Here is a 1006-nt window from a genome sequence, read left to right as displayed (position 1 = left end):
GTCACGCTCAGCGAGCCGTCCGGGTTGTACCCTGCGTTGAAGCCAGAGCCGCGGATACCAATGGTGGCCGTCGTGGTGGTGACACGGTAGTTTTCACGGTTGCGCTTGCCGATCAAGCCGGTGATGGCTCGCATGCTGCCGCGCAGCAGGTCGACCAGGAAGCGGTCTTCCTTCGGGTCAGCCTTGTCAACATAGTTGGCGACCTTGAATTCCGTGCCCGGCTGCAGCGAAACGACACCGCCATCGGAGAACTTCACCTGGGCGCGGCCGTCGGGGCCGGTAAGGATGGCCTGGCCGCTTTCGATGTCCTTGCCTTTGACCAGCGCGTCAGTTTTTCCATCCGTGCGACGCAAACTGACCTCGCCGGTCGTGAACTGGGCTACTCCCGCGGCGGCGACGGCGTGCGCAGAAAAAGGGTAAGCAGCGGCCAGCGCTACGGCCAGCAGCGTATGTTGAAGATTGAAGGATGGGTTCACGATATTTCCTTGGTTCAATCAGAAGTCTTTGCGCACAGTCACGGAGAAAAGGCTGCGGTTGTAGTCAGAAATGGCAATGTTCGACTTGACGGAGGTCAGCGACAACTGGGGCGTTACGCGCCAGAGCTTGGCGGGTATCCAGTTGACACCCAGATTCAGGTTGAGTTGTTTGTCGTTACGGGTGACGAGAAACAGCGGATCGGTACCGCCGTACTTGCGGTCTTCATAACTGATATTGCCGAAAAACGAGAGATCATCCCTGATGGGTTTCTGGGCACCCAACCGAATGCCGACCAGTTTGTGGCCGAGATGCGGAACGCCGCTGGCTTTTTCTTTTTCAGTGCCGGCATAAGCCCCCGCGAAGACCACCAGCCCGTCACGGAACGCATGGGCATAGGAGGTACCCAGTACCGTGCGGTCCGTATCGCGAAGCGATTGGCCCGGGTAGCTCAGCTGTCCCCACTGGAGGTAGGTCGTCCACTGCCGGAAACCGTCGATGCGGTATGTCCATTCGCCGACCAGTCCTTGCT

2 protein-coding genes are annotated in these 1006 nt (G+C 59.1%); both read right to left on the bottom strand.

What is annotated here, in order from left to right; genetic code table 11:
- Positions 1–476, bottom strand: a 476-nt coding sequence (locus AC1D0Z_RS22735; RefSeq protein ID WP_477660397.1) for a FecR family protein, incomplete at its 3' end; no start/stop codon positions are given.
- 18 nt (positions 477–494) lie between these two features.
- On the bottom strand, positions 495–1006 hold a 512-nt coding region (locus AC1D0Z_RS22730), incomplete at its 5' end, for a surface lipoprotein assembly modifier (protein WP_477660396.1).

This window comes from Polaromonas sp. P1_E3, from assembly GCF_056405935.1.
The sequence above is the reverse complement of the archived record's forward strand: the minus strand, read 5'-3'. Positions and strand labels throughout refer to the sequence as shown.